Below are 25,724 nucleotides of genomic sequence, written 5' to 3' on the forward strand. Positions count from 1 at the left end.
GCGCGCCGTTGCCTCCGGCAACATGACGCGCCGTCACTTCGCGACGGAATGCTGTTGCGTTGCTCCGCAACGCTAGAGGAAGAGGGTGGGGCGGGTGCCGCTACTCTTTGTGATTTTCGTGGGGGCCGGCGGGGGTGGCTGGTGGTTCGGTGGGGGTGCCGGCTGAGTGGGCTGTGTGCCGCTGGTGGGGTGTTTTGGCTGGTCAGTGGCTTGTGTAGTTGTATTTCGGTGGGCCCCGCGTCGCCCTCCGGGCTCCTTGGGCCCGCTCTCTTGTGGTTACAGTATGGCAGCAACAAGAGGGGGTGGCAAGCGGGTCGGTGTCCGCTGCTTTCTGACGGTTCATCATAACCATACTCGGCGACGGCTGGCAACTGGTCTACACCACTAGAGTAATAGAAACGGGTTGGTGGCACTTGAAACGAGGTTACAGAGCCTTGCCGGGATGAAATCTGACAGGAAATCAGAGAAAGCAGCAACAATGCGGTGTGCGCCGCTGCTTATTCTCCGTCAGAAGCCGCTCCATAAAGCGTAACAAACTCGGCCCGAAAACCTGTTACGTAATCCCCCGAGATTTCAACACGTAACACCCGGACGGGAAAGGCGAATTACGCCTTAGCCCGGCAGCCCGGAGCCGGCGGCGACGGTCGAGGGGCGGGCGGGAGGACGCGCACGCGAGCACGCCAGCCGGGACCGGGGGCCGGGCCGGACACCACCAGCGGCCGCAGACCGGGCCCAGGGCCGGGCGACGGCCGGACCACGAGGCTGACGACGGGGGTGCGGCACGGCGAGGGGCAGACGGCCGGGGGCGGCATGGCGGACCGGGACGCGGACGGGCCAGGCGCCCGGGGCCCCTGGCGGCCCTGCGAGCGCGCGGTCGGGGCCGCAGGGCGCGAGCGCGGCGAGGCCGACGGCCGGCGGCTCGAGCTGGAGGCCGACGGCCGGCGGCGGAAGGCGGCGCAGCCCGGGCGGCGGGCGGCGGCCAGAAGACGCAGCTGGTGGCCTGCGAACGAACGGGGCCGGCCCGGCACCACACGGGCCGACGGGCGAGCGGGACCTCCGAGCCGGGTTCGACGGCACGGGACGAACACGCTGGACGACGACCCGGCGGCACGGCGGCGATCGGCGCGACGGCAGACCGAGCCAGGAATACGGCGAGGAGCCACACCACCAGGACCACGAACACACGGGCACCGTGCAGGGTGGCACCCGGCCCGGCTCGCAGACGACGGCACACAGGCGCGGAGACGCCGACCAGCCCACGCCCACGGGCACGCCCGCGGGCACGGCCGCGGGCGCCGCGGCAGGAGGCGAGCGCGGCGGCGGACGCCGGCGGGCGGCAGAGCGGCGCGCAGAGGGCCGGGGCGGGGAGCCGGGGGCGGGGAGCCGGGGGCGGCGAGGCGAGACCCGACGGACGGCGACGCGGGCGAAGCGGGGAGCAGCACGGCGCGGCGCGGCGCGGCTGGGCCGCAGGCACACCGACGGCGCAGGGGTCCGGCGGGGAGCGCCCGGCGGACGGCCGCGGACGGCCGCGGACGGCGCACGGGGCCGACGGGCGGCGATGGCGGAGCAGCGCGCGCAGTCACACCACCACCAGGAGGAGCCCGAGCTCCCAGCCCGACACAACCCGACGCAGCGCAGCCGGGCGCAGCCGGACAGCGCCGGGACGCGGCCGGCCCGGCCGGGCCGCAGGCGCGGGGGCGGCGGGGAGCGGACGCGGGAGCGGCGGGCGGCGGACGGCGGACGGCGGACGGCGGGCACCGACCGACGGGAGCGGCGCGGCGCGCAGGGGACCGCACGGGCCAGGGACGGAGCGGCGGGCGCGGCACGGGCCACGCGGGCGGCCGGCGGAGAGCGGCGCGGGCGGCCCGCGCGGAGGCGACCGGCGAAGACGGGACGCGGGCGGACGGGCGCCCGCCGTCCGCCCGCAGAAGGCCAGCAAGACCGCCGGCCAGGCCGCAGGCACCGGCCGGCGGCGGGAGCAGCTCGACGCTGTTCAGCAATGTTCGGCGATGCTCACCGAACAACGCCGAACAACCCCGAACAACCCACAAGCACCCCACGAACGGCACGGCACGGCACGACACACCCCAACCCCAGGCCACAGGCCACAGGCAGGACGGCAGGCGGGACGAGGCAGAGGAGGGGCGGACACCCGGCGGACACCCGGCGGACGCGCGGAGGAGGGACGGGGGGCAGCGGGCGGACCTGAAGATAGGTCGCTACCCGATGCCGTGCTCGCGCAGGTACGCCGCGCGCTCCTCGGCGGTGCGCTTCGGCCCGGTGTAGGGGCGGTCGCGCCACGACGGGCGGGCAGACTCCACGACGGCCGGGACCGGCGGGTGCGGAACGCCGGTCATGGGGTCGGTCTCGTCGTAGGCGGCCGGGACCCGGCCGACGGGCGCGGTCGTCTCGTTCGGCTCGTCCGCCCAGTCGCCATGCAGGTGCCAGCCGGCGGCGAGGAGCACTGCGGCCGCTGCCTCCTTCGCCTCGTCGAGCCTGCCCGGCCCGGACGGGACGTCCAGGTCCTGGTCCAGGTCGGGATCGGCGTCGAGGTCGAGGCCGCCTTCCTCGTCGTCGGCGTGGACGGTGAGGTGCATGTGCGGGCCCTCGACCCAGGTCAGGTGGGCGCGGTGCTGCGCAACGGGCATGGCAGTTCCCTTCGTGACGGTACGGGCGTGTTCCGTACCCGCGCACGCGGGAACAGCCGACCTTGGGTCGCGAGGCCGTCCCGAGCCGCATCCCCTGTTGCCAGGGTCCAGGCGGAAGGCGATGCCTCGGCCGTCCGCAGCCACCACGCTATCGCAAGGGGCTGGGGTCAGGCGGCGGGCGGACGGTGGCGCGGCAGAAGCAGCGGTGGCGAGCAGCAGGGCGACCGACAGGCCCGTGGCCCAGGGCCGAGCGAGCGACGGAGGCCGTCGAGGACCCGGCGGCGGGCGTGGGCCCGGTCGCGGTGCGACACCCAGGAGGTGCGGGGCACGGGCAACGCCGTCACGGACCTCTTGTCCTGCGCCGGGGGGTCTCCCAACACCCTTTGATTGCGTAATTGGATTTATTATGGTAGTGTTGGCGTTGTTGGGCCGGAGAGGTTGAGTACCTCTCACATCGAGGGGGAGAAAGCCATGGACCTCAGTCCCGCACAGGAGGCCGTCTTCAGGAAGGCCAGGGCCCGAGTCTCGCACCGGTTGACTTTCAGCAAGACCACCGAGCCGCGCGGGTTCCTCGCAACCGAACTCCTGGGCCCGGCCATCCCCGACGCCTTCAAGGACGGCGCGGTACAGGCGGGCGAATGGCAGCAGACCCCCGAGTTCTGCGTGAACGGCCAGGCGCTTGAGGATCCGACCGAGCAGCACTGGCTTGGCCACTTCCTCTCCATGGTGATCAACGAGGCCGTCCACGAGGCCCTGGAACACTTCCAGGTCGACGGGAAGCCCTACCTGAACCCCCACGGCAAGAGCGAGGAGCTGATCTACATCCACGTCAACGAGCTGGCGGCCCAGCTGGCCGAACTCGCCGAGGAGGAAGAATCCGCATGACCAAGACCCGATTCGCCCAGCCCGGCGAAGCCGCCGCAGTGTCCGCCTTCGCCCTCTGACACAACCCGACTTCAACGTGAAAGGCGGCGCCTCTATGGCAGTCCTGGACTACAGGCCCTTCAGTCACCGCCGCGACGAGATGGACCACCTCGTCGGGCCCCGGCCCCGCGGGGAGCGCCGCCGCAACAGCCGCCGCGCCCACCGGCGGAAGATCAAGCGCCTCGAAACCCGCACCTGGCGCCTCGACGCTCTCCACCAGACCGCAGAACCCAACTAGGTACAGGCAAACAACAGAGCACGCCCAGGCCCCGGACGGACGGCGACGCGCGGCGCGGCCGGACCGCCACAAGCGCGAGCTCCCCAGACAGCCACGCGGCCGGGTGAAGGGCTGCGGCGGGGCGCTGCCGGTCCGAACACGCGGCCGGACCGCAACAGAGGACCCGGTGACACGCGGCCCGGAGGGCTCGGTGGCACGGCCGGCAGCGGGCCAGGGGGCTCCGAGCATGGCCCTCGGACGGCTCTGTTCAGCGAACAACCCCGAACACCCCAGGGCGGCACCGGCGTGCGACAGCCGGGCCGCCGAACGGGGCGGCGCAGGCGGCGGCAGGCATGAGCGGTTCGCGCGCCGGGGAGCCGCCGCCGGGGACGGAGGCATGCACGGGCGTGCCCCGGACAGATAAAACTTGCTTAATTGGATTTATTACGGTAGGGTTTGCGGCATCGCGGTATCCGGCAGCCCCGGCAGAGACCCGAGAGGAGTACCCCCGGTGGCACGCATGCTCGCCAAGTCCGCACGCCGCCACGCCGGCCACCCTTGCCGCTACGCCGGCCGTCGCGGCTGCACCTGCTACTACTTCTCCGCCCCTCCACGCGGCTGGCACCAGGCCATCGAACGGCGTCAGGCGCGAGCGGCCGAGAAGCAAGCCTGGCGCCACGCCCTTGAGAAGGAAGACTGAACGTGACCCAGTTCGTCGCCAGCCCGACGCACATTCTTGCCCTGGTCAAGGGAGCCGCTGAAGGCGACCCGATCAAGCACATCACCCCGATGGGCTTGGGGGTTCACCTCGACGACGCCGTCGCCTGTGGCCTGCTCGCGACGAGGAGCAGCCCGTACGACCTGCACGTGACCGACACAGGACTTGCCTTGTACGAGGCGCACTTGAAGGATCTCCCAGACGGCCGAGCCAACCACTGGGGCAGCGCCGTCCCGGCTGTCGCCGTCGACCAGGTGATGCGACTGCACCTGAAAGCCACAGGCCGTCTCGCCGTAGTCGAGGTCACCCTGACCAAGCCGGGCATCGGTGTCGTGACCGTCCCCCAGGGCACCCGCTCCCCCAAGCAACCCCAGGGCACTCTGGGACGCACCCGCAACGCTGCGGGCCGAGCCACCGGCTGGTACGTGGACGACGCGTGCGGCCACGACGGCCGCAAGCCGATCCGCGTCACCGGGCGCACCAAGGACGATGCCCTCCGAAAGTACCTGCGCGCGCTCGGCCTCTGGCCCGACGCGATCACCTACGCCCACTTCCACTACACGTCGCAGCGAGGCAACTGATCAATCGGCCGGAGACGGGGTGGCGCGGTCAGGGGCATGGCGTGGAGCTCGCCAAGCCCCGCGACGCCAGCCGTCCTAGCTGCACCTGGGCCACTGCTTCATTGCCGGACCCAGGCCAACCTTGAGCACCAGACCATCGAACGGCGACGGGCACGAGCTCGCCGTCATCCTGTTGAGAGAGGACCACTTGATGTGTAGTACGACGTCCCCCATGGCGGAGGGTCCGAGCAGCGGAGCGGAGCCGGACGCGGTGGGCACGCTGCCCGAGTATGCGCAGGAGCCGGCGGTCGTCGCAGCGCTGGGGGTGCTACGGGCGGGCGGTGTGACGCTGGCGACGGTGCCGGGCCGGAAGATGCTCTACCGGGAGTGGCACAGCGCGCAGGGGCCACAGGGCGCGTTCGTGTGGCCGGGGGCGGGCCGGACGCTGGAAGTGGTCTGGTTCATCAATGGGGCGCAGGACGAGCGGGGCATGAGGACGCGGGACACCCGGAGCGTGCGGGCCGCCCGTAACGAGGCCCTTGACGGCGTCGCCTCGGTGTTCCAGGCCGCCGGCTGGAACGTGTGGCGGGTGGAGAGCCGCCGGACCGCTACGCGGCGCGCCCTTCGGATGGACGTGACACCACCGGCCGAGGACGACCCTCTGTCCGTCATCTCCGAGGAGGAAGCCGAAGCCCTGGTGGCCGAGTTCGGCATCGGGGAGGGCGACCTCGACGAAGCCGTGTACGACGCGGCCAACGAGGACGGGGCCGACGAGTACAACGGCGGCGCGCACCCGGAGTCGAGCGACGCGGACGCTTACGAGCAAGTTCATGAGGCGGCCGACGCGCGGGCGAGCAGCGTGAACAATCAGGGGGCAACGGCCCAGGTGCAGTTCCTCGCCGAATGCTGCGGCACCGTCGAGGGCCTCCGGTCACTCCTGGGGGATCTGACGTCGTCGCCTGCGGCTGCGAAGTCCATGTCCACCTCCTGACGCCCCCATCGCGGGCGGCGACAACGGAGGACACCCGCCCCGCAAGTTGCATAATTGGATTTAATCCTGTAGTGTGACGATTGCAGTCAGGCTCCTGTAGCTCAGAAGGAAGAGCGGTCGTAAAACGGAACGACGACACGGTGGGACGGTTGCGGATGCACCGGGACCGGGCCCTGGCCAGCCAAAAGCTCCAGGGTTGGGGAACCTCAACGAGAAACCGCGCGAGCTGTTTCGAACCCCCGGCAGGGAAGCGCGTTGTCCAAGCCCACCTACTCGGCGCGGGTTCGAGTCCCGCCAGGAGCGCCTCTACGTTGCCATTCGACCGTAAACGCCTTACGCAGCTCAGAAGGAATCGCTAAATTGCCTCGTCCCCGGCCTTTGCTGATGCTCGACGTCGACGGGCCACTGAACCCATTCGACGCAAAGCCACACCGACGACCGCCCGGCTATCAAACACACCGCCTCAAGCCAGATAACTGGATTTCCCAGCACCCGGGGGTGCCTGAGAATCGAATCAGGCCCCTTCGTGTATGGCTCAACCCCGCACACGGCTCGGCCCTGATGGCGCTACCTTTCGATTTGGTCTGGGCCACCACCTGGGAGCACGACGCGAACGAGTGGATCGGTTGGCGTATCGGTCTGCCACGTGAACACGACTTTCCCGTCATCGAGTTTGACGACCAATTCACTATTCGCCCTGACGGTACCTACGTGAAAACATGGACGGTCGTCCAATATGCGGCAGGTCGTCCCTTCGCGTGGGTCGACGATCAGATCGAGGATGTCGACCGCGACTACGTCGCTCGACATCACAGTGGCCCCGCGCTCCTTCACCGCGTCGACCCACGCAAGGGGCTGCAGCACCACGACTTCGCCGCCCTCTCCGACTGGGCCTCACGGATCGGCAACGACTAACCCCTACACCCGCGGGGTCGGCGTAACGCGGCGACCCGGGTCCGGGCGGGCGGTGGGCATGACGTCAGAACGGCGTGCGACGGTCACGAGCCGCAGCGAGGGAGAGCGCACCGAGCTCCGGTGTGTCGCCTGCCCCTGACGCAACTGCGGAGAGGAGCTGCCGACGGATCCGCTGGGCAGAACACCGCGCTCCTTCTTGGCCGGGCGCCCATCAGGGCCCCGGCCGGCTCACAGGCCGTCGCGCAGCAGCCGGTACAAGGAGTCAGGTGCCTCCAAGACGCCCCAGTTGCGGGGCGCGCACGGGCGCAGGGGCGGGGGCAGAACGATTCCCAGGTACGCACTGCCCCCGAGGTCCGACCAGGTCGGATCGATCACATAGCCGTTCGCGTCCGTACACCAGGCGTGGGCCGTCGGTACGGGGCTGCCGTCCGCGACGGCGAAACCCTCGGTGTAGGCCAGGTGCGGGTGTTCCTGCTCGGTCGCCGCCGCGTTGGCGAAGCACTGCCGCTCCGGGAGGGCCTGGACCTCGGCCGGGAGGGCGGCGGGGGTGAACCAGCGGCCGTGCGCGGCGACGAGCTCGTACACCGAACGATGCTTCCAGCTGGCGGTGCCGTCGTGGTCCAGCCGGCCCTCCAGCGCAAGGTGCAATTCCAGCCAGTCCAGAAGCACTTGCTCGGAGGGGGACGCCCGGCGGGCAGGGGCAGCAGCGCCGACGACGTCGCGGACCGTCGTCACGTCCGCCAGGACGCCCCCGCTGTCTGCATCACTCGGCATGCTTCCCTCCCCTGCCGGGGCTCTCCCGGCGTTCCGGTCCGCTTCCTACCAGCACCGGAGGCTGCACGTCCAGCAGCAACGTGAGGCCGGACAGCGCGACGGGCCAGGACTCCTCGGGCGGGCATGCGAGACGAGACGGTCGTTCGCTCTGCCGGTGACCCGGCAGAGCCCCGACAGTCCGTCGGACAGCCTGATCAGCAGGCTTGCGAGGGTCAGCTGGTTGCCGGCACGTGCAGAGGGTGCTGGGGCAGGACGGCCGGTTGGCTGGGCGTCGGGGCGTGCTCGGCGAAGAGGATTCGAAGGCGCGTCGGTGGATGGGTGCACAGGCTGCGGGTCGTCGCCCAAACCCGGGGCGGGAGCGAGCGTGCTTGGTCGCGCTCAAGGTCCTCGCGCCACATGTCGGCCACAGCGGCCCGGCCGCAGAAGCGGACGGCCGCGAGGTCACAGGCGAGTTCGCCCCACCAGAAGAACAGGACGGTCAGCATCCAGGCGGCCGTTGCGGCAAGGAGGAAGGCAGGCAAGGACAGGAGGCCGGCGAGCAGGCCGACTACCGCAACGGCGAGGGACTCGGCGGCGAGGCGCTTGCCGGTGTCGCGGCGCTGGAGGTGGGCGAGCTCATGCTCCAGGACCGCGGGGAGGTGGGCGGTGTGACGGGGGTGGAGCCACCGCATGCCGAGCCAGACGTGTCCCCGGCCGCCGTGGCCGGTGGAGCGGGCATCGGCCCAGCTGCCGGTCTCGTCGGAGGTGCCCAGGGTGACCTTCTCCAGTCCACGCTCGGCGGTGGTGCGGCGTACGTGCTCGGTGGTCTGCCGCATCCTGGCAGCGATGCGTTTGTGCGTGTCGCTGTCGGAGGGGCGAGGCTTGCGGTCTGCGTGAACCTGCCAGGTCAGAGCCTGGGCTGTCGGCCCCAAGGCGACCGCCGACTGCTGACGGGCGCGCCCTTGAATCGCCCACAGCCCGCCCGCGGCCACCGCGACGGCGACCGCGATCCCGGCTGCCGGCCCGCGCAGGTGCGTCATGACGGCCTCGCTGATGATCGCCGTCGACACCACGGCCTGCGCGGCGTGGCGTTGCAGATTGTCCCCCAGTGTCATGGTGATCACCGTAGTCGGGCAGACGCGACCGTCCCGGCGCCTGCCGGTCGCGTCCCCTTCGCCTCGGCATCGTGCCCATGGGTCTCATGGCGGCCGCGGCGGCCGGTCCTCCGGTCGGCTACGGCGTGATGCTGCCGTTCTGGGTGTCGGCCCGTCGTGCGGCGGATGAGTTCCGTACGCCGGGTACAAGGCGCCGGGCTCTGTCCGCGACTGGTGCACCGATCAGCCCGACGTGACTGCAGGCCAAGCCAGCCCGCTCGCGACGGTGAGGTCATCCGCTCCAGGGGACGCGTGCGAGAACGAGTCCCCGGACGTCGGCGGCTCCGGTCGCCCGGAGCCGGCGCGCTACGTGCTGGAGCTGCGATCCGCTGGTGAGGACGTCGTCGACAAGGAGGACGGTGGCCCCTTTGATGTCGCCGGTGTCTCCGGTCCAGGTCAGAGCGGCAGCATGCGCAGCGGCGGCCGCTCGCTTCTCGTCAAGGGTGCGGCTCGCGGACCGGGCTGTCTCGGTCTGCTTCACCAGCCGGTGGCCGCCTGGCGGGCTGAGCGGGTACGCCCGTGTGACGTCCTCCGTGTAAGCGGCGTCCATGATCGCCTCGATGTGCTGGATGGGCTGACGCCCCTTGTGGGTCGGATTGCCGACGACATAGTCGACACCCCGCATGGCCTCGGGGTGGCTTTCCATCCAGCCGACGAGCAGGCGGCCGAAGATCATCGCCCAGCCCGTCTTCCCCTCGTACTTCAGTTTGTGGATCTTGTCGCGAAGGGCTCCGGAGTACATGGCCACCGCGTCGACGCGCGAGAACCCCCGCTCGGCCTCCGGCAGCGAGCACACCGCGTTGCTGCACGGCCTTCCGGGTGCGAGGCCCTGGGAGCAGACAGGGCAATGGGGCTCCGCGACGGGCTGGAGGGTGCGGCCGGCGCAGTCGGAGCACAGGCGGGCGGTGCCGGTGATGCGGTAGGCGCACACCGGGCAGTCGGGGAAGCCTGCCGGATCCGGGAGACCTGCCGTCACAGGCCGGCCAGGGCGAGCTGCTGGCGCTGCTGTCCGGCGGCCTGGATGTCCGCGGCCTGGCCGAGGCGGTCGGTGATGTCGCTGGAGGCGGTGACCAGGATCGCCCGGCCCTCGTCGAGCATCTTCTTGGCCCAGGGCTGGGTGTCGGCGAGGGAGCGGATCAGGAAGACGAGCTTGCCGTGCTCGGCGGCCAGGCGGGCCTGCATCTTGGCGCCCGAGGTGCTGGAGGCCTCGATGACGACGCTGCCCAGGGTGGTGCCGGACGTGACGACGTTGCGTCGGGGGAAGGTGTACTTCGCCGGAGGGCTCGTGGGCCAGAACTGGCTCAGCAGAGCCCCTCCCGCGTCCAGGATGGCCTTGGCGAGCGGACGATTCTCCGCCGGGTAGATCGGGGCGGCGATGCCGGTGCCCATGACCGCGAATGTGCGGCCTCCGGCAGCGAGCGTGGCCTGGTGGGCGGCTGCGTCGATGCCCTTGGCGAGTCCGCTGGCGATCACGACGTCGTGGTCGACGAGCTCGCGGGCCATCCGGGCCGCCCGGCGCAGCCCGGCCTCGGAGGCCTGGCGGGTGCCGACGATCGCGATGGAGCGGGCGTCGCGCTGGTCGAGCTCGCCGCGGTAGAAGAGGAACGGCGGCAGGTTGCCGATCACGCGCAGGTTCGCCGGGTAGTCCTTGTCGAGGACCGTGACCAAGCGTGCGCCGGCCTTGCCGGCCGCGGCCAGCTCGTCGTCGACGCGGGCGCGCGCGTCGTCGAGGCCGACGGTCAGGGCCTGCTGCAGCAGGGGGCGGTTCTTGGTTGCGGCACGTGAGTCCTCGTACAGCTGTCCGTCCATGAGCGCGGCAAGGCCCTCGGGGCTGTGGGCGCCGCGGGCGATCAGGCTCCAGTCGAGGGTGGCGTCGCCGGTGCGCAGCGCGCACAGGGTCAGCAGATCGTGCTGCTCAGCGGTGATATCGAGGTCCATCAGGGGTGTCCTTCTACTCGTGGCCCCGGGATGTTCGAAGGATGAAGCGAGGTACTCGGGCCACTTCCCATCATGGCGTACGCGGTCCGCGTACGGGAGACAAGGGCACGGTCGACTCGATCCTCGGTACCGGCCGCCCGGGCCGCGCCGGCTCCGGCGGCCGGACAGAGGACAAGATCATTCGGTGCTCTGCCCGGCGGCGATGAAGTGGGACATCGTAGCCTTCAGAGCATCATCGGGGCCCGGGCCTGCGGCTCCGGTGACGGGCGTCGTCACGAAGTTCGTGGCGGCCAGGTGGTAGCTGACCTGGAAGGGGTCGATCGTCGTGCCGGGTCGCAGCTGGTAGGCGGTGTGGCGGGAGGCGCCGTACTTGCCGATGGTCAGGGCGATGACCTGCTCCACCTCGGCACTGGTCAGGAGGGTGCGGGCCCATTCGATGGACTTGCCTTCGGTGGTGAAGTCGTCGAAGACGATCACGCTTTTGCCCTTGAGCTTGCCCTTGTACTTGGGGTTGATCCGGACGGTGCGGGCCTGGGCGCCGATCGAGATGTCCGCCGTGCTCGCCTCGCCGCGGCTCCTCCTCCACCGCTCCAGGCTGGTGTCGGGGGCCTGGCCGGTGCGCTCGAGGAGGTCTTCGCGGTAGTAGGAGCCGACCATGGCCTTGGCCTTGGTGAGGAAACCGGCGAGCTGCTGGCTTACCTGGCCCGGGGAGCTGCTGGGGTAGACGCAGAAGAGGCTGCGGTGGGGCAGGGTGCCGTCGAGGTAGGCGGAGGAGAGCAGCCGCAGCATCAGGATGTCACGGGCGTCTTGGGTGCCGACGGTGATGCTGCGGCCGCGGGTGAAGACGTCCTGGAGCTCGAAGGTCCGGGCAGAGGCCTGAGGGAAGCGCACGTTGGGGGGCAGCAGCGAGCGGATCTTGAAGGAGCGGGCGTCATCATCGTGACTGAAGGCCCAGCAAGGCTCGTCCAGGAGGAAGTGCTCCAGGAGCTCACCGACATCGGTCGGCTGGTCCGCCGACAGAGTGATCATGCCCTTCGCGTTCCGCACGTGGTTGGCCCAGCGGGCGAAGATGTGGACGACGCCGGCGTTGATGCCGGTGCGCCAGTCCAGCTCGGAGGTCCCCACGATGACGAGCTGATTTGCGCGCAGCTTGAGGCGGTCGGCGACCGTCAGCAGCCAGGCCGCGCCGCCGCGAGCCGGCTGGCCGGGGATGTCGTCACGGCACAGGTGGAGGGCGGGCGCGGGCAGGCCAGCGGCCCTCATGGCGGCCTCGGCGTCGAGGGAGTCGGTCGTGAGCAGCACGAAGGAGATGCCGCGTTCGCCGAGCCACTGCAGGAAGTCGGCGATCCCGTCGTGGGCGCGCCCGGGCGAGCGCAGGACCGCCTTGTAGTCGATCGCGACCGCGCGCACCGTGTTCGTCTCGTCCATCGCCGCCCCCACTGCTGTGCCATGGTCATCAGCTGACCCTCCTGCCATGATCTCAGCCGGTCTGACCGCGCACCCTCGGTTTCCGGATCCCCCGCTCCCCTCGCAGCCGCCCGTACGACTCCGTCGACGGAGGATCCGCCACACACGTCACACCCGCCTCAACTTCGTCAAAAAGTCCACTCCTCTGCCTCGAGCGGCCTGTAGGGCGAGAGGGCCACACCGGCCCCTAGAACGGAGGCATGGACGATGGAAGAGCACAGCGCCCGCGCGGTGGCCGTCGAGAAGATCCTGGTGGGGCTAGCACAGCGGCCTGGGACGGAACCGCCCTGCGCGGACGGAGCCAACGTGCAGCGCCGCGGTGACGTCGTGTGCGCCGCGGTGGTCGACGGGGCCGGCCATCATCCGGCGGTGGTCCGGTATGCGGCGATTACCCCGGCGGTCATCACCCACATCGGGATCGCGGTGGGCGGCCTGGCCGGCCTGATGACGGCCGGGCAGATGGCCGCGGCCTACGACCGGCCCCCGCACGCGTCCGCGGTCCTCGCCTGCGCGCAGCCGGGACAGCCGACCAGCGTCCACTGGATCGGGGACTGCAGGGCCTACGGGTGGGACGGGATCATGCTCAGGCAGTGGTCGACCGACCAGACGATGGGGAACTGGCTCCGGTGGAATGGGGGCGCCGCCGTGGAACTCGACGCCGTCAAGCATGACAACTGGTCGAGGCTCGGGCTGGCCCAGGCCGGGGCGGCGACGTGCCGGCAGGTGCAGGTCCCCTCGGAGGTCTCATTGGTGCTGCTGATGTCCGACGGGGTCTCCGACCAGGTGCCCTCGGAAATGCTGGCCCGGCTGTGCCGCGAGCACGCGGACGACCCACAGTTGCTCGCGACGGCCTTGGTCGCGGCGGCCGCGGAGGACGAGAGCGGATACCGCGACGACGCCACCGCGATCGCCCTGCTCCGGGCAGAGGGGTGAGCACCCGCCCTGACCTGGGCGGAGACGGCTTGTAACGTTGACGGCATGTGTGTGGATATTCGTACTGTCCTGCGTAAACAGGAGGAGGAGCTGCGGCGTTTTCGCCGGGGCCTCTTCTCCACGGACCCGGCCGACAGCGGCCTGGCCGCCGTAGTGCCCGCAACCGTGCTGGAGCAGATGCGGGCGGAGGGAAAGACGGTGCCGCACAGTTTCGGACCGGTGCGTTCAGTGACTGACCGGCATGCCGTCCTGACCATCGTCGGGGATATCACGGACCAGGCCGTACTCCTGGAGCGGCCGGGCCGGGAGGGGAGTGTGCTGACGCTGTCGGTCGCAGCGAAGCACAAGCAGCTCGGCACGCGCCAGGCCGTTGACCCGGCGGAGGCGCGGGCCTGGGTGGAAGCGATCGTGGGCCCGGGCTGGCTGCCGCATGTCTACTCTGCCGGCAACTTGAGCACCGTGGGCGGGAGCTCGGCTCCGAGGCAGCTGACGACGGCGTACTTCTACCTGTTCCTGGGCGCGGACGGTGTCCCGCACGCCGAGCCGGAGCATGAGCTTGGCGTGACGCTGTCCCTGCTCACCGGCCTTGGCTGATGTACCACTGAGCGGCCGCCTGCCCGATTAAGTCCGGAACGCTTACTCGATCACCGGGATATCCAAGGCTCATGGAATTACCCGATGCCGCCTTATTCCTGGTTGCCCAGTACAGCGTCGTGGGGCTGGCGCTCGTCGTGGTTATCCGGGTGGTCAGGGTGGTCCCGCCACGGTTCGGCCAAATTCGTGAGCTCCTGGAGAAGACTTTCGGCTGTAGCGAGGTCGTTGGCGTTTACGGCCTCGGCGAAGGTCTTTTCCAGATCATGGGCGGCGGTCCAAGCGGCTTCGTACTCCTCGCGCCCGGCGGGGTACTGCTCACCACGCCGTTCCTCGAGCCGGTCGACCACGAACTGGTAGGTACGTACGCCGGTCTGCAGGTCAACGGGCATCGGTGAACATCCTTCGGTGGTCGGTGGTCGGTCTGTCGCCTGAGGGTCGCGCGGCACGGGCGCGTCGATCTGCACGATATGCCGCTGAGGGATCACCACCGACTCTGTATTGCCTAATTGGATTTACTGCTGTAATATCGAGGGAGAGCCTCGGGTGAGACAGAGCCGCCGAGGGCCCGGTGCGGCCCACTGGCGCCTGCCCCGCAGCTCCCACCACTTGCCCCGGCGGCCGCTCTGCCGAGCCGCAGGCCGCCCCACAGGAGCCCTCGTGACCAAGACGACCCCCTTCGCCCCGATCCCCGCCGCACCTCCCACCGTCACCGGACTCGCCCGCCACGCCGAGCGAATGCGTGCACGGCTTGCCGACTTCTGGGGCAAGCCCGTCCGCGGAGTGCCGCTCGGCATGGACCTTTTCCAGGCCATGTACATCACCATGACCGGCGAGGACCCGACCACCGACGCTCTCAGCGCCTATCTCGCCCAGTGCGCCAACTTCGCCGCCGCCTACCGCACCAGCGACGTATGGGTCGCCCCTCACAGCATGAGCGAGGGCATCACCACGCACCCCTTCGTGAACAACGACAGCGTCGTCGCCGGGAACCTCGAAGACGCCGCCCCCGCCCGCGACGGGCTCGTCTACTTCCCCACCCCGATCAGCCTCGACGACCTACACCCGCTCTACGGCATGGCCTGGCACATGGAAGGCACCGGCGATGAGCTCGTCCTCGACGTCGAGACCATCACCGCCACCCGCCTGATCCCCACCCGCCTTCCGCCCCGGCTCGCCGCCTCCGCCGAACTGCCCCGTGGCCCGTACTGCCCCAACGGCGTGATCACCCTCCACGAGGGGATGCTCGGCGGCTACAGCAACTACCGCCTCTTCGGAGCGCCGGACCCGGCCAGCAGTCTCGCGATCCTCCTCGCCTTCTGGGATCTGCGCCGTCCCGCCGACGCGCCGGACGCCCTCACCACCCCCGACGAGGACGTCGTGAGCGTCCCCCAGAACGACAGCACCGGCGCCAAGCCAACCAGCCGCAGCCGCAAGAACAAGCGCAGCAACCGGACCGTCCGCAAGCGCCGCATCCGCATCATCCGCGAACCCGTCCATGCGCAGGCCTCCAGCGACCCGGCCCGAGAGGCCACCGATGACTCCGGCCCCAAGTGGAAAGACGACACGCTCCGCTGGGAAGTCAGCGCGAGGTACCAGAACCGCTGCCCCAACCCCCGCCAGCACCGCGCCATCATCGAGGCCGGCGGCGAGTGCAAGCCCATCCGCGTTCCCGTCCAGGCGCACGTCAACGGCCCCAGGGGCCGCGACGTCGACCCCCGCCGAGTAGTGCGAATCGTCCCCCACCGCTCAGGCACTCGCTCGTAACGGCCGCCCCGGCCCGCCGCCGACCGCCGCGCGCGGGCCGGGCCGCCATCCCGCAGTCAGTATTGCTTAAATGGATTTATTGATGTAGGGTCGAGGTATCGACGGTGACCTTGATCCACGGAGGCATGATGCTCGTCCAGCAGTACGTATTCCTGGACATCGACGCCGTACAGGCCCTGACACCTGCTCAGGTAGAGACCTACCTCGCGAGCAAGGGCTGGACGAAGGCAGAGACGGAGCCGCCCGGCGGACAGATATGGACACGTCCCGACCACGAGCCCCTCCCTCCGCATCTCACGGCCCTCCCGGAGTACAAGCCCCACCTCGTGTGGCCGGGGTACGTGAAGTCCCTCACCAGCACCCGCTTCCGCGACTACGCCGCCCGCATCTGCGAACTGCTCCTGGCACTCGCCTTGTTCGAGCACCGGCTCGTCGCGGATGTGCTCGCCGATGTCCGCGCCCTTCCCGCTACCGAAAACCCGTGACTCCAGGAGGAGCTTCCCCATGACCCCCGACGAACTGACCGTGACCGGCCTGTGCTGGTCCTGTGCCGCCCTCACGACCATGTGCGCCCGGTGCGCCACCGCAGTGGAGATCGATCCCGCAACCGGGCAGCCGACTCTTGGCCGCACACCGACCTCGGTCCCGCGGCTTGTCTGCTCAGACTGCGTGACCGCCGCCAACAACCGCGCCCGCGAGCACGGGGGTCCGACCGTCGCGACCGAGCCCGAGCGCCACGCAAGCCACCGACAACACCTCTACATCTGACGGACCGGCGCCGCGGAACCCGGAAGACGGGGCCTGAAGCGCGCCGCAGGCCGCCGAGCACGCTCACCCGGTCGAGGCCTGGCGCGTCACAGCCGATTGTGGAGACGCCCGAGGAAGCGGCGCGGCGTCAAGCCGCGACGCGGGAGGCGTAGCGCCGCCTCCCGGTCAGCGAGGTCGGAGCGACCCGGGCGTATTCATCAGGAGCGCCGGGGGGCTGGAACGTCATGCCGGCTCGGGGACCCGGTGCCGCAGGAAGACGCAGGACTGCAGGCTTGCCAGGGCCGGGTGCGCCAGGACGTTCTCCAGCTCTCCGCTCCGGCCGGTCAGTACCCACGCGAACTTCCCGGGCACCAGATGTGCCCACATGCCGTACAGCATCTCCAACGCGACGGTGCGCAGTTCGTGGGCGCCGAGCACCACGACCAGGCGTGGGGTACGCGTGAGTTCGGCAACGATCAGGTTCTCGGCATCCGCCAGGCGACGTGGCCGCGGGCCATGGGCACTGTCCAGGTGCAGCGCGGTGTACAGGGCATCCACCGCCGCAGCGCGGTCCCGCGGAGCCTTGGCATCGATCCACGCGACTTCCGGCGCCTCTTCGGACAGCTGTACCACCGCCCGGGTGACGGCCCCGGTGTACTGGAGTGCTTCCGGCCCTTCCACGCACATGATCGCCCTCATGGTGACGATCTCCTCCAGGTCTTCGTGCAGCTCCGTGTCGAGCACCGCGGGCCTCCCCTGCCTGACGTCGTTTCACGGACGAGCCTGCACGTCGAAACAGGCCGGCGAGGGGTGAACGGTCAATGACCACTCGCACGAGGTGACCAGCCCTTAGACTCCCAGTCCCGCGGGCAGCGCCGAACCGGGATGCAGCTGCGTGCCCGACTCGCACGCCCGACGCTCTCCGACCATGTCGAGGAGCGCCAAAGCGCTGATCACCGGATCAGGTGTCTTCGAGCCCATCGCTCGTCAGCCAGGCGATCCACGCGCCGTCAGGGGCTCGGCCCAGGTGAAGGTCCGGCAGGTGGCCGGCGGTGCGGGCACAGATACGGCCGTAGGCACCATGCCGATCAGGGCAGAGTTGGGCCAGGTCGCCGTCAGACAGTGCTGTCAAGTTGTCCGGAAGCTCTTGGCCCATCGCGGTCGCGCGAGCCTGTGCTCCGCGGCGCCTCTCGGCGGTGTCCACGCGCTCGGCGATCAGGCGGGCCCAGCGCAGATCGGTGTCCTCTTGGTCTCCGGCGGGGGTGTAGAGGCACTGAGGCTGCCCGTGCTCCTCGAACTCGTCGACGAGCGTCATCCCGATCGACTCCAGCAAGCGGCGCGACCCTGCGTTCGCCGCCTGGGTGACCGCGACCATGGGGCCGCCCTTGGGTACGGCCTCCGTCCACCAGCTGACGGCCGCGGCCACCGCTTCCCGTCCCAGCCCTTTACCCCAGGCAGAGGGGAGCAGCTGGTAGGAGATCTCGGCGGCGCCTTCGCACCGGTGGTCGGGGCCGATGGTTACCAGGCCGACCGGCTGGTCGTCGGCTGCCCGGACGACGGTCCAGGCGCCTGCTGTCGCCGGGTACGTGGCCTGCCGCGCGGCGACGCGCTCCTCCGAGGCCGGGCCGCCGAGGTGGGCGCGGACTGTGGCATCAGTCAGCAACTGGCGTACGAGGGAAGCGTCATCCGTGGTGACCGGGCGCAAGCGGAGACGGTCGGTACGCAGTTCGGCAGGCCACACGAGCCTCAGGGCCTCGTCGACGGAAGTCATGGCGCCAGCCTGCCAGGCGGCGGCCGTCATTGGGCCGTGCTGCGGAGCATCCCACTGGCCGCGTGATCACGAGCAGGAGCTCCGATCGATTGCATAATTGGAATTACGCCAGTAGTCTTTCGGTGTCCGCGGAGCGGGCTCCGCTCGCGCCCACTCGCGACGCTTCATCGACACGAGAGACCATGCCTCACTTCAGCTTCACCTCCCTCCCAACGGCCGTGCGCTTCCGCCTGACCGCCACCACCAGCGCAGAGGCGTGGGAACTGGCCATGCAGCTCAGCGACGGGACATACGACCTCGTCGCCCTTCACAAGCTGGGAGTCCAGATCGAAGAAGTCACCTTTGGCGACCACGCCGACACCGAGCAGTGCGAAACGGAGTAATTCAGTGAACGGTTCTTGGCGCAGTGTGCCCATGCCGCAGCACGTCGCCCAGCTGCCCCGCAACACTGCGGGACGCCCAGTCCCCGGCAACATCTCCTGGTACGAGGCGGATGACGACGGTTCGATCCTCGTAACGTCGAACGACGAGCTGGGAGGTCACATCACCTGCTCATGCACGCCGGGGCGCGGAACTCCCGCGTTCGGCGAGCAATGCCCGGTTCGGCAGCGCGAGTTCATGGTCCAGCGACTGTGCGGTCTATGCACGAAGGGGATCGCCACCATGGAACAGCTGGCGTTCGTCGGCGAGACGGACGCCGGGTACTACCTGGAGCCGCCGCTCCATCAGGACTGTGCGGCGTATGCGTTGCAGGTGTGCCCGCGACTGCATGCCGCCGGCGACCGCATCGAAGTCGCCCTTGCCCAGACGTACACGCTGATGGAGGACCGGATCGTAGGCATGACGGCCGGGGGCGAGCTGCGGCGCGCGAGGTTCGCCTTCGGCGATCCGGTGGCTCGATACCTGGCGGTCCTCGAGTTCTACCTCGCCGTCCCGGTTGCACCCACCCGGCTGACCGGGCCGGAATGGGTGGCGAACCGAACCGAGAGCGTTGCATAATTGGATTTACTCATGTAGCGTGTGCACATGTTCGAGAGCTGATTGCTCTCCTTCACACGCCGGCCTCCTCACAGGCCGTTTCCCGGAAGCCCACGTGGGCCCGGCACCGATGAATCACCCGGCGGTCTCCCGCCATCTGGACGGAACCCATGCAGCACGACGCTTCTCCTGAACCCACACCCCCTGTACGTATCGGACGCGCCCGCTTCCGCGACCTGGACGCGGTCTGCGATCTGCTGTCGCTGGTCAGCCCTGGAGAGCCGGTCCCGCGCACAGTCCCGGTGGCCCTCTCCTTGCAGCCGGGACGGCTCACGCACGGAGACTGCCTGTGCCTGACGGCCCGACGCGGCGACCGCATCGTCGGCGTGCTGATGGCCAGCCCGCCTCACTGGACCGAGACCCACCCCCTACGCATCGAACTGGTACGCAGCGTCCTGTACATCGGGGGTGTTGCGGTCGCGCCCGACTTCCGGGGCCAGGGCATCGCCAGCGAACTGCTGCGCGCGGCCGAGCATCACAGCCGCCTCGCGGGGCTTCGCCTGCTCGTGCTGGAGCATCCGCCCGGGCTCGCCGGCTTCTACACCCGGCACGGCTACACGGCGGGGCAGGAGCGTCTGCTCGTCGCACTGCCCAACGGCATGCAGGTGCGCAAGATGCCCGGGCACCAGAGTGCTGTGAAGCCCCTCGTCCCCGGGGTCGGGCTCACTGAAGTGCCGGGGGCTCCAGCAAGGGTCGTCACCGGTCTGCTTCCCGGGTGTGCGGTGCCGCCGTCCGCCCGCTACCGCCACGGCCGCCTTGTCCTTTGATCCGCCCGACCCCGGCCCGGCCGCTCACCGCGTCGCCGACCGCCTCCCGCAGTCAGGCCCGTCGACTCCCGGAAGGACGCTTCCTTGATCACAACGCCCTCCCAGCACGCCGCGCTGATCGCCAGTGCGCTCGCGGACGTCATCCGCAGCGATGCCAGGCAGCACCCCGACCGCGGGGCTCTGGAGCGCATCGCGGAACTGCTCGACACGGTGGTCATCGCCTTCGTCGACGCTGAGCCGGACGCGGACGCCGTCGCGGCTCCAGCGGACGCAGTCCTCGCGCTCCAGGACGCGGAGATCCTTGCCTCCCGGTCTCCGGGGGCCGGCCTGCCCCTGGGATTCACCGCGGCCGTCCTTGCGCCCGTCACGGGCCAAGCTCCCGAGTTGCCTGTCCCTGTCGGCGCGGCCTCCCCACAGCTCGCTGAACAGGATGCCCGGCTGCGGGCCCGGCTGGCGCTCGTTGAGGAGTGGCTGCTCGACACGCAGCACCCCGACATGGTGCCCGCGTACGCCTCCATGGCCCTCACTCTGCGCACCAAGCTGGCGCACATCGCCGCGGCCGTCGCTGTCGGCAGCCGGTCCTGACACCTCGGCTCTGCGCCCTCCTTCTACGGCCCGCCGCCCGGCGGGCCGTCCCGCGGCGGCACGTTGATGCGCCGCCACATCACCACATCTCATATGAATCGGGATTCTTCATGACCACCCTTGCCTCAGAACCGGTGCTGTCCAGCCGCGACGACTACCTGGCAGCGGTCCGCCAGGCGGTCGAGGCCGCCAAGGCCTACTTCGGCGACGGGGACAGCCCGCTCGACGACGTGACCTATGACCGGCTCATCCGAGCCATCGCGGCCTGGGAAAAGGACCACCCGCAGGACGTTGCCGCGGACTCTCCGACCGGCAAGGTCGGGGCGGGCGCGGCACCGACGGGCGATGTCCCCCACACGAAGGTGATGCTGTCGCTGGACAACGTCTTCAACCGCGAGCAACTGCTCGACTGGGGAGCCTCGGCGGACCGGAGGCTGGGCCGCCCTCTCGCCGGTGGCTGGGCAGTGGAGGCCAAGCTCGACGGCAACGCCATCGCCGCCCGCTACGTCCGCGGCCGCCTGACCCAGGTTCTCACCCGGGGAAGCGGCAGCCACGGTGAGGACATCAGCCACGTGGCCGGCACGATCGTCGGACTGCCCGTCCGGCTGACGGAGCCGCTGACGTTCGAAGTGCGCGGCGAGGCCCTGTTTACCCGTGACCAGTTCCAGCGCGCGAACGAGGTGCGTGCCGCACACGGTGCGAAGCCGTTCGCCAACCCGCGCGCTGGGGCCTCCGGCACGCTGCGGGCCAGGGACCGCGACTACACGCTGCCGATGACGTTCTTCGCGTTCGGCGCGGTCGACCTTCCGGGAGAGACGTTCGTACCCGGGGGAGCCACGCACCTGGAAGTCCTGAAGGCAGTCGGCGATGCGGGGGTCCAGACGATCAGCGACACGCCGACCGGCAGCGTCGTGGTGGACACGCTGGCCGAGGCTGCACGGCGCGTCGAGGAGATCAGGGAACAACGCGGCTCGCTGCCGTTCGACATCGACGGTGTCGTCGTCAAGGCCGTCAGTGCGGCTGAGCAGGCCGCACTGGGGGCCGGGAGCCGGTTCCCGTACTGGGCGGTCGCCCACAAGCTGCCGGCCGTGGAGCGCATGACCGTGCTCACCGCTGTCAGCTGGGAGACGGGCCGGACCGGCATCATCGCGCCGACCGCCGAGCTGGAGCCCGTCGAGGTGGAAGGAAGCATGGTGTCGCGTGCCACGCTGCACAACCCCGGCGACATCCGACGCAGGGATCTCCACCTGGGCGACACGGTGACCGTGCACAAGGCCGGCGATGTGATTCCCAGGGTCGAGGCCGCGGTGGTGGCCCGCAGGCCCAAGGACGCCGTGCCGGTGCCGCTGCCGGAGCGGTGCCCGAACTGCGGTGGAGAGATCGACAAGAGCCAGGAGCGGTGGCGCTGCGTCAAGGGCACCGCGTGCCGTCTGCCCGCCCTGATCGAGTACGCCGCCGGGCGCGACCAGCTCGACATCGACGGCCTGGGCGCCCGGTACGTCAAGGCCCTCGTTGACGCCGGAGCCGTCCGGGATGTCGCCGACCTCTTCACCCTCAGCACCGAACAGCTCACCGAGGCCTCCGGCAGCGCCAGGCGCGGAGCCAAGCTGGCCGAACAGATCCAGCAGGCCAAGTCACTGCCGCTCAACCGCATCCTCTGCGCTCTCGGCATCGTTGGCACCGGGCGCAGCATGTCCCGCCGGATCGCTGCCCACTTCGGAACCATGGAGGCCATCCGCCGCGCGGACGCGGCGGCCCTGCGCGAGGTGGACGGCATCGGCGCGGAGAAGGCGCCCGTCATCGTCCAGCAGCTCGCCGACCAGGGGCCGGTCATCGACAAGCTCGTGGCCGCGGGCGTCACCCTGACGGAGCCCGAGGCCGCCAGCACGGGTCAGGGGCCGCTGACCGGCAAGGTGGTGGTCGTCACCGGAAGGATGACCGGCTTCCTCGAAGGCCTCGGGCGCAGCGACATGACCGCGCTGATCCAGAAGGCCGGCGGCCAGGCGGGCAGCAGCGTCACCGCCAACACGGACTACCTCGTCGCTGCTCCGGCGGCCGGCGGCAAGCTGAGCACGAAGGCGGTCAGGGCCCAGCAGCTGGGTGTGGAGGTGCTCTCGCCGGACGCCTTCGCCGCACTGGTCATGGACTACCTCGGCTGATCTGACGCGGTGGCGGGGCGGGAGGCCGGGCTTCTCTCCCCGCCACCGCGCTCTTCCGTGGGCTCACCCCATCCCTCGGAGTTGCTTAATTGGATTTATTGCAGTAATCTTAGGGGAGTTGGGCGAGCGGTGGCGCCACGAGCGCCTCTTCGAGCACGCCGACTTCATGAGCAGAAACGAGAAGTACCTTGAACAAGCAGCAGCTGATCAAGGAGATCGCGGCCAACGGCAGCATCTCCACCGCCCGGGCCGCTGAGGCCCTGGAACTGGTGCTGGACACGCTGGTCCGGCGCGTCCTGGACGGCGACGCCGTCTCCGTGACCGGGTTCGGCAAGCTCCAGGCGGTCCACACCCCCGCGCGCCGCGCACGCAATCCGCAGACCGGTGAACGAGTCCTGGTCCCCGCAGGCAGGCGGATCGTGTTCCGCCCGGGCGCCGCGTTCACCGCGATGGCGCGCGGCGAGCGCCCCGTCCCCGAGGCCGGACGCAGCGCCGCGCGCAAGAGTCCCAAGAGCGCGTAACGCCCAGCCCATGTCGTGGTCCCGCCGGGCCGGATCTTCCGGCCCGGCGGGACCACGAACGACGCTCCTCCTCTGAGGAACGCCAACGTCAGCCGCACGCCTGTGCAGAAAGCACCGCTTCCATGACCGCCTCCGTCCACGACGCCACCACGCACGTACTCGTCTCGATCCCGGCCGCGCACCGCGGGCGCGCCACCGTCACGGCCGTTCCGGAGGAAGGCGTGCTGATCACATTCGCGCCGCGCCACGTGACCTCCGAGGAGCGCGCCGCCGTCGACCGGCATGAGCTGGGCAGCAAGGCCCGGCGTCGTGCCGAGCACAAGCTCATCACCACGCTCGCCAGAGAGGCCCGCGCGGTGCGCGGCGCGTGCGAGGGGGCCTTGCGGGCCGCCGGGTACGACGTCGCCCATGAGGGGCGCGCGGATGACGTGCTGGGGCTGCTGGAGGGTTTCGTGCTGCGCTCCATGCGTGCCGTGCCGGTCGCGTACGGGCAGGCGTTCTCGTCCGCCGGACGGGCGTGGCAGTCGGGGGTCGAGCACGGCTGGGACCACGCCGCCTTCGTCAGGGCGTACGGCACGGAGCACGACCGCCGCCGCCCCGCCGTGCCGAGCTACCACCGTGACCAGCACGAGGCGTACGAGCACGGCTGGCGTGAGGGCCGGAAGCGGTTCAACCGCGGCTGCTACACCGACAACACCCCGCGGTCCTAGGCGATGGGCCAGGCACTACGCGCCGGCCGCAGGGCCACGCACGCACCATCAGCCCGGCCAGGGGCTCGGCCCCGGCCAGGCGGGCCGTCTCGCTCCGGCGCCCGTCCGAGCCGCAAGCCAGCACAGCCTGTCCGGCGCGAGGCTCATGGATTCGTCCCGGCTGCGGCCGGTGAGATGCCAGATGGCGCCCACTCCTTCGTCCGCGCCGAGGGGAACCCGGCGCTCGCCGCGTGCCGGGCCACGGCAGCGGCTTTGACCGCGTACGCCGCTGAGCACCCCGGGCCCGAGGCGGCGGAGTGGGCCTTCGTGGCGCAGGAGCGGGTCGCCGAGTGCACGTACCGGATTGACGAGGGGGCCGGACAGGACGAGCTCCAGGGCCTGGCCGACGCTGCCCGCGGCGAGCTCGCCGCGCTGACGCTGGGCCTGCTTGACGAGGCCGGTCCCATGACGGCCGAGCGGCTGGCGGCGTTGGACGCGGACACGCTCGCGCTCCTCACCTGGTACGCGGCGCCGTGGCCGGTTCGCTGGCTGTGGCCTCCCGAGACAGATGCGCACGGGGTGGCGCTCCGGCCGCGGATCGTGAACCTGTTCCACGGACCGGGCGGCTGGAGCGAGGGGATCTGCCGTGTGCTGGGGGCGGACGTCGACATGATCGGCGTCGACCTGGACCCCGGCGCGGCCGCTACCGCGAATGCCGCCGGACACGTGTGCATCGTCGCCGACGTCGCCGCCCTGGACCCTGAACACCCAGCGCTGCAGTGGGTCGTCGGTGTCATCCTCTCCCCGCCGTGCCAGGCCTTCAGTCCCGCAGGGCGCCGCCGGGGGCACGAGGTCGCGGCGATCGAGCTGGTCTGCTCGGTGATCCGATCCGTGGGAGGCGCGGCCGGCTACCTGCAGACCGTGCACGCCGACGGGTCCCATGCCGGGTGCGCCCCGCGCTCGGGAGAGACGTGGCCCGAGGTCCGAGCCCAGCTCGCCGGCCTCGAGGACGAGCGGGCCGGGCTGATGGCCGAGGCGGCCATCTGGCCGCTGGCCATGCTGTGCAGCAACGGATCGGTCGAGTGGGTCGCCGTCGAGCAGTCCAGCGCCCTTCCGGCCGAGATCGAGGAAGCGATCTTCTTCGAGTTCGAGCAGGCCGGATGGCGCACCACGGAGGCCATGACCCTGGACTCCGTGGAGCACGGGTCGCCCTCGCACCGCAAGCGGCGCTTCCTGACCGCCTACCGCAACCAGACGCCTGTCATCAGCGTTCACCCCGAAACACCCTTCCCTGTAACGACGTTCGCCCAGTGCGTCGGCTGGGGGCCGGGACGCCGGGTCAACACCCGGGGACAGCGCGGGATCGACCCGCGCACCGGCCGACCCAAGGGCGGCGGGGGCTTCTCCGCAGACCAGCCCTCGAACTGTGTGACGGCCACGGCCTACGGCTGGAAGGACGAGGACAGCGGACAGCGCATCCACCAGAACGACATCGGCCGTCTGGTCGGCTTCCGCAGCGACTACCCGTGGACCCACATCGGGCGCGGCGAAGGCATCAGGACCCGAGCCCAGCAGGCCGCCGACGTGGTGTGCCCGATGACCGCAGCGGCCGTGATCGGCCGCATTCTGAACCTACACTGGGAGGAACAGACCCGCACATACGTCACCAAGCTGTACGACACCGCCGAAGCCGCGTAAACCCCCGACGCCGGGGGCTCGTACGGCCCCCGTAGACAGCACCTACCTACCCAAAACCCCAAGTTCAGCCGCAGTTGATGTCCCTCTTCAGGATCGCTGGTTGGCGCGCTTCTGCCGATGCCCGGCCAACTGCGCCCGCCGTTCGGCATCATGCGAAGTACCTCGTTGGTGCG

The 25,724-nt window shown here is 70.3% G+C and carries 28 protein-coding genes; 19 read left to right on the forward strand and 9 right to left on the reverse strand.

Features of this window, described 5'->3' with window-relative positions; all coding sequences use genetic code 11:
• Positions 1 to 2,219 precede the first annotated feature (2,219 nt).
• Positions 2,220 to 2,648, reverse strand: coding sequence for a hypothetical protein (locus ABZY20_RS25100; RefSeq protein ID WP_356443882.1), 429 nt, complete (start codon positions 2,646 to 2,648; stop codon positions 2,220 to 2,222).
• 471 nt (positions 2,649 to 3,119) lie between these two features.
• Here ABZY20_RS25100 and ABZY20_RS25105 point away from each other — a divergent pair, with 471 nt between their 5' ends.
• From ABZY20_RS25105 to ABZY20_RS25130, 6 genes are all read left to right on the forward strand, one after another.
• A complete protein-coding gene (locus ABZY20_RS25105) occupies positions 3,120 to 3,533 on the forward strand; it encodes a hypothetical protein (RefSeq protein WP_356443884.1) in 414 nt (137 codons plus the stop codon).
• Positions 3,534 to 3,627: 94 nt separating this feature from the next.
• The gene (locus tag ABZY20_RS25110; RefSeq protein WP_319594038.1) at positions 3,628 to 3,810 is read left to right on the forward strand and encodes a hypothetical protein; all 183 of its coding nucleotides are present in this window, start codon (positions 3,628 to 3,630) and stop codon (positions 3,808 to 3,810) included.
• Positions 3,811 to 4,300: 490 nt separating this feature from the next.
• The gene (locus tag ABZY20_RS25115) at positions 4,301 to 4,489 is read left to right on the forward strand and encodes a hypothetical protein (protein WP_319594037.1); all 189 of its coding nucleotides are present in this window, start codon (positions 4,301 to 4,303) and stop codon (positions 4,487 to 4,489) included.
• Positions 4,490 to 4,491: 2 nt separating this feature from the next.
• Complete coding sequence (locus ABZY20_RS25120) at positions 4,492 to 5,088, forward strand: hypothetical protein (protein ID WP_356443886.1); 597 nt, start codon at positions 4,492 to 4,494, stop codon at positions 5,086 to 5,088.
• Positions 5,089 to 5,299: 211 nt separating this feature from the next.
• Complete coding sequence (locus tag ABZY20_RS25125) at positions 5,300 to 6,058, forward strand: hypothetical protein (RefSeq protein ID WP_356443888.1); 759 nt, start codon at positions 5,300 to 5,302, stop codon at positions 6,056 to 6,058.
• Positions 6,059 to 6,442: 384 nt separating this feature from the next.
• Positions 6,443 to 6,973, forward strand: coding sequence for a hypothetical protein (locus tag ABZY20_RS25130; protein WP_043727092.1), 531 nt, complete (start codon positions 6,443 to 6,445; stop codon positions 6,971 to 6,973).
• A 228-nt stretch (positions 6,974 to 7,201) separates the two neighbouring features.
• Here ABZY20_RS25130 and ABZY20_RS25135 read toward each other — a convergent pair whose 3' ends face one another.
• The 5 genes from ABZY20_RS25135 to ABZY20_RS25155 all read right to left on the reverse strand — a co-directional run bounded on the left by ABZY20_RS25135 (position 7,202) and on the right by ABZY20_RS25155 (position 12,246).
• Positions 7,202 to 7,747, reverse strand: a complete 546-nt coding sequence (locus tag ABZY20_RS25135) for a hypothetical protein (RefSeq protein ID WP_356443890.1) — start codon at positions 7,745 to 7,747, stop codon at positions 7,202 to 7,204.
• Positions 7,748 to 7,959: 212 nt separating this feature from the next.
• Positions 7,960 to 8,841 carry a M48 family metalloprotease gene (locus tag ABZY20_RS25140; RefSeq protein ID WP_356443892.1) on the reverse strand — a complete coding sequence of 294 codons (882 nt, stop codon included), beginning with the start codon at positions 8,839 to 8,841 and terminating at the stop codon, positions 7,960 to 7,962.
• Between the two features lie 271 nt (positions 8,842 to 9,112).
• Positions 9,113 to 9,856, reverse strand: a complete 744-nt coding sequence (locus tag ABZY20_RS25145) for a phosphoribosyltransferase family protein (protein ID WP_244313255.1) — start codon at positions 9,854 to 9,856, stop codon at positions 9,113 to 9,115.
• Positions 9,853 to 10,818: a DNA-processing protein DprA gene (locus ABZY20_RS25150; protein WP_356443894.1), complete on the reverse strand. Its 966-nt coding sequence runs from the start codon at positions 10,816 to 10,818 to the stop codon at positions 9,853 to 9,855. The genes ABZY20_RS25145 and ABZY20_RS25150 overlap by 4 nt, the downstream gene beginning before the upstream one ends.
• A 177-nt stretch (positions 10,819 to 10,995) precedes the next feature.
• Positions 10,996 to 12,246 carry an HAD family hydrolase gene (locus ABZY20_RS25155; RefSeq protein WP_356443895.1) on the reverse strand — a complete coding sequence of 417 codons (1,251 nt, stop codon included), beginning with the start codon at positions 12,244 to 12,246 and terminating at the stop codon, positions 10,996 to 10,998.
• 246 nt (positions 12,247 to 12,492) lie between these two features.
• Between ABZY20_RS25155 and ABZY20_RS25160 the strand changes: the two genes are divergently transcribed.
• Positions 12,493 to 13,218, forward strand: a complete 726-nt coding sequence (locus ABZY20_RS25160) for a hypothetical protein (protein WP_356443897.1) — start codon at positions 12,493 to 12,495, stop codon at positions 13,216 to 13,218.
• Positions 13,219 to 13,263: 45 nt separating this feature from the next.
• Complete coding sequence (locus ABZY20_RS25165; protein WP_356443899.1) at positions 13,264 to 13,812, forward strand: hypothetical protein; 549 nt, start codon at positions 13,264 to 13,266, stop codon at positions 13,810 to 13,812.
• A 92-nt stretch (positions 13,813 to 13,904) separates the two neighbouring features.
• Here ABZY20_RS25165 and ABZY20_RS25170 read toward each other — a convergent pair whose 3' ends face one another.
• Positions 13,905 to 14,201, reverse strand: a complete 297-nt coding sequence (locus ABZY20_RS25170; RefSeq protein WP_356443901.1) for a hypothetical protein — start codon at positions 14,199 to 14,201, stop codon at positions 13,905 to 13,907.
• 268 nt (positions 14,202 to 14,469) lie between these two features.
• Between ABZY20_RS25170 and ABZY20_RS25175 the strand changes: the two genes are divergently transcribed.
• The 3 genes from ABZY20_RS25175 (at position 14,470) to ABZY20_RS25185 (ending at position 16,344) form a co-directional block, all read left to right on the forward strand.
• On the forward strand, positions 14,470 to 15,576 hold the full coding sequence (locus ABZY20_RS25175; RefSeq protein WP_356443903.1) for a hypothetical protein: 1,107 nt from the start codon (positions 14,470 to 14,472) through the stop codon (positions 15,574 to 15,576).
• 104 nt (positions 15,577 to 15,680) lie between these two features.
• Positions 15,681 to 16,061 carry a hypothetical protein gene (locus ABZY20_RS25180; protein ID WP_356443904.1) on the forward strand — a complete coding sequence of 127 codons (381 nt, stop codon included), beginning with the start codon at positions 15,681 to 15,683 and terminating at the stop codon, positions 16,059 to 16,061.
• A gap of 19 nt (positions 16,062 to 16,080) precedes the next feature.
• Positions 16,081 to 16,344: a hypothetical protein gene (locus tag ABZY20_RS25185; protein ID WP_356443906.1), complete on the forward strand. Its 264-nt coding sequence runs from the start codon at positions 16,081 to 16,083 to the stop codon at positions 16,342 to 16,344.
• Between the two features lie 222 nt (positions 16,345 to 16,566).
• On the opposite strand, the gene ABZY20_RS25190 is transcribed toward ABZY20_RS25185, so the two are convergent.
• Entirely contained in the window at positions 16,567 to 17,067 is a 501-nt protein-coding gene (locus tag ABZY20_RS25190; RefSeq protein ID WP_356443907.1) for a hypothetical protein, read from the reverse strand.
• A 217-nt stretch (positions 17,068 to 17,284) separates the two neighbouring features.
• Positions 17,285 to 18,094: a GNAT family N-acetyltransferase gene (locus tag ABZY20_RS25195; protein ID WP_356443909.1), complete on the reverse strand. Its 810-nt coding sequence runs from the start codon at positions 18,092 to 18,094 to the stop codon at positions 17,285 to 17,287.
• Between the two features lie 182 nt (positions 18,095 to 18,276).
• Here ABZY20_RS25195 and ABZY20_RS25200 point away from each other — a divergent pair, with 182 nt between their 5' ends.
• The 8 genes from ABZY20_RS25200 to ABZY20_RS25235 all read left to right on the forward strand — a co-directional run bounded on the left by ABZY20_RS25200 (position 18,277) and on the right by ABZY20_RS25235 (position 25,551).
• Positions 18,277 to 18,477: a hypothetical protein gene (locus tag ABZY20_RS25200; RefSeq protein ID WP_356443911.1), complete on the forward strand. Its 201-nt coding sequence runs from the start codon at positions 18,277 to 18,279 to the stop codon at positions 18,475 to 18,477.
• A gap of 31 nt (positions 18,478 to 18,508) precedes the next feature.
• Entirely contained in the window at positions 18,509 to 19,093 is a 585-nt protein-coding gene (locus ABZY20_RS25205) for a hypothetical protein (RefSeq protein ID WP_356443913.1), read from the forward strand.
• 149 nt (positions 19,094 to 19,242) lie between these two features.
• On the forward strand, positions 19,243 to 19,899 hold the full coding sequence (locus ABZY20_RS25210) for a GNAT family N-acetyltransferase (protein WP_356443915.1): 657 nt from the start codon (positions 19,243 to 19,245) through the stop codon (positions 19,897 to 19,899).
• Between the two features lie 84 nt (positions 19,900 to 19,983).
• The gene (locus ABZY20_RS25215; protein ID WP_356443917.1) at positions 19,984 to 20,484 is read left to right on the forward strand and encodes a hypothetical protein; all 501 of its coding nucleotides are present in this window, start codon (positions 19,984 to 19,986) and stop codon (positions 20,482 to 20,484) included.
• A 110-nt stretch (positions 20,485 to 20,594) separates the two neighbouring features.
• Positions 20,595 to 22,643: an NAD-dependent DNA ligase LigA gene (gene ligA, locus ABZY20_RS25220; RefSeq protein WP_356443918.1), complete on the forward strand. Its 2,049-nt coding sequence runs from the start codon at positions 20,595 to 20,597 to the stop codon at positions 22,641 to 22,643.
• A gap of 188 nt (positions 22,644 to 22,831) precedes the next feature.
• A complete protein-coding gene (locus ABZY20_RS25225) occupies positions 22,832 to 23,164 on the forward strand; it encodes an HU family DNA-binding protein (protein ID WP_007490353.1) in 333 nt (110 codons plus the stop codon).
• Between the two features lie 122 nt (positions 23,165 to 23,286).
• Entirely contained in the window at positions 23,287 to 23,874 is a 588-nt protein-coding gene (locus ABZY20_RS25230) for a hypothetical protein (RefSeq protein WP_356443921.1), read from the forward strand.
• Positions 23,875 to 24,048: 174 nt separating this feature from the next.
• Positions 24,049 to 25,551, forward strand: a complete 1,503-nt coding sequence (locus tag ABZY20_RS25235; protein WP_356443923.1) for a DNA cytosine methyltransferase — start codon at positions 24,049 to 24,051, stop codon at positions 25,549 to 25,551.
• The last annotated feature ends 173 nt before the right edge of the window (positions 25,552 to 25,724 follow it).

Origin of the sequence: Streptomyces sp. NPDC006624, from assembly GCF_040611555.1 — a bacterium.
GTDB lineage: Bacteria > Actinomycetota > Actinomycetes > Streptomycetales > Streptomycetaceae > Streptomyces.

Bases quoted from the DNA above. Each gene is read 5' to 3' on its own strand.
- ABZY20_RS25100 (WP_356443882.1), bottom strand. From the start codon at position 2,648: ATGCCCGTTGCGCAGCACCGCGCCCACCTGACCTGGGTCGAGGGCCCG.
- ABZY20_RS25105 (WP_356443884.1), top strand. From the start codon at position 3,120: ATGGACCTCAGTCCCGCACAGGAGGCCGTCTTCAGGAAGGCCAGGGCC.
- ABZY20_RS25110 (WP_319594038.1), top strand. From the start codon at position 3,628: ATGGCAGTCCTGGACTACAGGCCCTTCAGTCACCGCCGCGACGAGATG.
- ABZY20_RS25125 (WP_356443888.1), top strand. From the start codon at position 5,300: ATGGCGGAGGGTCCGAGCAGCGGAGCGGAGCCGGACGCGGTGGGCACG.
- ABZY20_RS25130 (WP_043727092.1), top strand. From the start codon at position 6,443: ATGCTCGACGTCGACGGGCCACTGAACCCATTCGACGCAAAGCCACAC.
- ABZY20_RS25135 (WP_356443890.1), bottom strand. From the start codon at position 7,747: ATGCCGAGTGATGCAGACAGCGGGGGCGTCCTGGCGGACGTGACGACG.
- ABZY20_RS25140 (WP_356443892.1), bottom strand. From the start codon at position 8,841: ATGACACTGGGGGACAATCTGCAACGCCACGCCGCGCAGGCCGTGGTG.
- ABZY20_RS25150 (WP_356443894.1), bottom strand. From the start codon at position 10,818: ATGGACCTCGATATCACCGCTGAGCAGCACGATCTGCTGACCCTGTGC.
- ABZY20_RS25155 (WP_356443895.1), bottom strand. From the start codon at position 12,246: ATGGACGAGACGAACACGGTGCGCGCGGTCGCGATCGACTACAAGGCG.
- ABZY20_RS25160 (WP_356443897.1), top strand. From the start codon at position 12,493: ATGGAAGAGCACAGCGCCCGCGCGGTGGCCGTCGAGAAGATCCTGGTG.
- ABZY20_RS25165 (WP_356443899.1), top strand. From the start codon at position 13,264: ATGTGTGTGGATATTCGTACTGTCCTGCGTAAACAGGAGGAGGAGCTG.
- ABZY20_RS25170 (WP_356443901.1), bottom strand. From the start codon at position 14,201: ATGCCCGTTGACCTGCAGACCGGCGTACGTACCTACCAGTTCGTGGTC.
- ABZY20_RS25185 (WP_356443906.1), top strand. From the start codon at position 16,081: ATGACCCCCGACGAACTGACCGTGACCGGCCTGTGCTGGTCCTGTGCC.
- ABZY20_RS25195 (WP_356443909.1), bottom strand. From the start codon at position 18,094: ATGACTTCCGTCGACGAGGCCCTGAGGCTCGTGTGGCCTGCCGAACTG.
- ABZY20_RS25200 (WP_356443911.1), top strand. From the start codon at position 18,277: ATGCCTCACTTCAGCTTCACCTCCCTCCCAACGGCCGTGCGCTTCCGC.
- ABZY20_RS25205 (WP_356443913.1), top strand. From the start codon at position 18,509: ATGCCGCAGCACGTCGCCCAGCTGCCCCGCAACACTGCGGGACGCCCA.
- ABZY20_RS25210 (WP_356443915.1), top strand. From the start codon at position 19,243: ATGCAGCACGACGCTTCTCCTGAACCCACACCCCCTGTACGTATCGGA.
- ligA (WP_356443918.1), top strand. From the start codon at position 20,595: ATGACCACCCTTGCCTCAGAACCGGTGCTGTCCAGCCGCGACGACTAC.
- ABZY20_RS25230 (WP_356443921.1), top strand. From the start codon at position 23,287: ATGACCGCCTCCGTCCACGACGCCACCACGCACGTACTCGTCTCGATC.
- ABZY20_RS25235 (WP_356443923.1), top strand. From the start codon at position 24,049: ATGCCAGATGGCGCCCACTCCTTCGTCCGCGCCGAGGGGAACCCGGCG.